Origin of the sequence: Pseudoalteromonas sp. SIMBA_162, assembly GCF_046535955.1 — a bacterium.
In the GTDB taxonomy this organism is placed as follows: Bacteria; Pseudomonadota; Gammaproteobacteria; order Enterobacterales; family Alteromonadaceae; genus Pseudoalteromonas; species Pseudoalteromonas marina.
In genome coordinates this window covers 1-230 of sequence record NZ_JAWJBQ010001376.1, presented here as the reverse complement: position 1 = coordinate 230, position 230 = coordinate 1, and the positions used below count along the sequence as shown (strand labels likewise).

1 protein-coding gene is annotated in these 230 nt (G+C 55.7%); it reads right to left on the bottom strand.

Annotation, left to right across the window (positions count from 1 at the left end; translation table 11 throughout):
• The coding region (gene tssK, locus R0J88_RS24115) for a type VI secretion system baseplate subunit TssK (protein WP_410901474.1) at positions 1 to 230 on the bottom strand (230 nt) is incomplete at both ends.

The window sequence follows — 230 nt, the reverse complement described above, 5'->3', positions numbered from 1 at the left end:
GCGGGTCAATATTGAAGCCGCCCATGCTGTTGCGGGTCAGCTTGGCCAATGGACAATGGGTGTAACCGTCGAGGCTGTCACCGTCGAACAGCATTACCACGTTCAGGCGCAGGCTGGTAATTTCGTTCTCCAGTTCGCCTTCGTTAAGGTCTGGCAGGGTGTCGAACTGTTTGCGAAAACGCCGCGCAGCCTTGTGTTCGTGGCCATCTTCGACGTAATTGAGGCCAAAG